Below are 2,331 nucleotides of genomic sequence, written 5' to 3'. Positions count from 1 at the left end.
GCTAAGTTTATCGCAGTCATAATACCATCAACCACAGCTGGGTCTATTTCTGGTGGTGGAGTTATTGTTTCCTGTGCAAAAAAAATTGGTAATATCATACCAACTGCTGAATTAACTACTGGAAATTCACTCAGATATAACATTTGTTTTGATTGATTAAGGTTAACAACACTGCCTCAGTTTTTTCTGGTTTTTCCAGCCATTTTGGCAGTTAATTAGGTGGTGGTCAAAATTAATAGTAAAGAAATATTAATTGGGAATTGGGAATTGCTATACCGTTTCACGGAAGTCAGAAGTTAGAAGTAAAAGAAGTCAGAAGTTAGAAGTAAAAGTTGATAGACTTATAGCGTTTTTCATGAACAATAGAATACAGAGATTTTGGCTTAAAGGCAGAAGGTAGAAGCTTTGTACTACCTTTGTGAAAACCGCTATAAAGTATTGACTCTACAATAATTTCAACCTATTATTCCATATCATCAGTTGCTGACTATTTGTAACATCCTAAAAGTGAATTTGTATAAAAACCCTTAATTTGGCCCCTACCATGACTATTTACGACCACCTAATTCTTAATCACCTAATAAATCATTTTTTATGAAAAAATTCTCAATATGTTTATAAACTTTCATATTTTGACTATAACTAAATCCTCCATGTCCACCCCCTGAAATAGTTAATAACTGATTCGGTACATTAGCTTGATTAAGTGCTTCGTGGAATTTCACAGCATGATTATATGGGACACTTAAGTCGGCATCACCGTGAACAGTAAAAATTGGTGGAAGTTCAGAATGTACATAATTAATAGGGGAAATACTCTCAGCAATTTCTAAGCGATCGCTCTGGTTGCCCATCCACTCCAGAGCATAATCTCGAATATTCGGCCCCTCAAGTAAATCTTTGACATTCGTAATGCCATACCAATTAACTACCGCAGCTACCTTCAATTCTTCATCAGCAGAAGTAGGTAACATAGCAGTTGTCATGGCTAAATGACCTCCGGCAGAAAAACCACTGACAATGATTTTTTCCGGATCGAAATTGTACTTCTGGGAATTTTTTATCGTCCAACCTAAAGCAGACTGACAGTCTGTTACTGCTGCGGGTGCTAATGACTGTGCTGCCAAACGATACCCCACATTCACAATGGAAAAACCCATTTTCAGATATGGCAATAAAAAAAATAATTCCACTTCTTTTGGGCGGTCTACCCAACCACCACCGTGAATAAAAATAACTACTGGGTGGGGTTTGGTGGTGAGGGACTGATAAATGTCTAATTTTAAATCGTAGTTATTGACAGTCAAATATGTAATCTGTTTATGAATACGATAGTTGTTGAAAAATGCCACAATTTCAGCAGCGGGATTTGATAATATTTTCCAAGTAATTATTGGTAAAAAGTTATAGCCAAGAAATACTGCTTGATATGATGCTTTAGATAGATAATTATTTAACATTTCTGAAAAAGAGGGAGTAGGGAGTAGGGAGTAGGGGGGAAATAATTGATAATTTATGTAAGCATTTCCTAGGTGATGCTGCGCAAACAGCCGTCAGCTATCAGCTATTGTTTTTGCTCTTGCTTTAAACCCTATATTAAGGGATATTATTAAGCCAGAATCTAGTCATAACTAAATTTTACAAAAGCAGGTTACTTTGACCTTAAAGTCTATATTTATTTAAACATTTTCGTAAGCATTCAGCTATCAGCTTCATTCCCTATTTATTCTTGCTTTTTAACCTGCTATAATAGTCAATTTTAAAAAAATTAAAATTATCTATCATTTGCGATACCAATCATCAAAAATAATACTGCAAAAAGGAAACTAGAAAATTTTGCCGAGAGTTGACTTATCTCTAATCTCTTAATTTATCCTTCCTTCTTTATTCTTGCTTTTTAACCAGGGATAATAGTAAGATAGGTATTTTTTCAAATTATCTTTCATTTGTGATACCAATTATCAAAAATCATAGGGCAAAAAGGAAACTAGAAAACTTTGCCGAGAATTAATTTCTCTCTCATCCTAGAAACTATTTATTTACATCATTGTTGACTTTCTCTTAATTTATTCTTCCTTCTTCCTTTTTTAGCTAGTACAATAATAAATTAGATATTTTTTCAAATTATCTTTCATTTGTGATACCAATTATCAAAAATCATAGGGCAAAAAGGAAACTAGAAAATTTTGCTGAGAATTGATTTCTCTCTCATCCTAGAAACTATTTATTTATCAGGACTTACGCAAATACACTACACAAGGGTTATTGGTACCTTACGCTAGCGCTAACACACCCTACCAATAGCGTTCATGTGTAAGTCCTATTTATATC

Annotated in this window: 1 protein-coding gene; it reads right to left on the bottom strand. The window is 33.8% G+C overall.

The features are described from left to right. Positions 1–569: 569 nt before the first annotated feature. On the bottom strand, positions 570–1,460 hold the full coding sequence (locus tag F6K13_RS29020) for an alpha/beta hydrolase (protein WP_124154206.1): 891 nt from the start codon (positions 1,458–1,460) through the stop codon (positions 570–572). Between the last annotated feature and the right edge of the window lie 871 nt (positions 1,461–2,331).

The sequence above is a fragment of the Okeania sp. SIO2B9 genome, assembly GCF_010672505.1.
Classification (GTDB): Bacteria; Cyanobacteriota; Cyanobacteriia; order Cyanobacteriales; family Microcoleaceae; genus Okeania; species Okeania hirsuta.
Note: the sequence above shows the minus strand (reverse complement) of the source record. Positions and strands in the feature narration are given on the sequence as shown.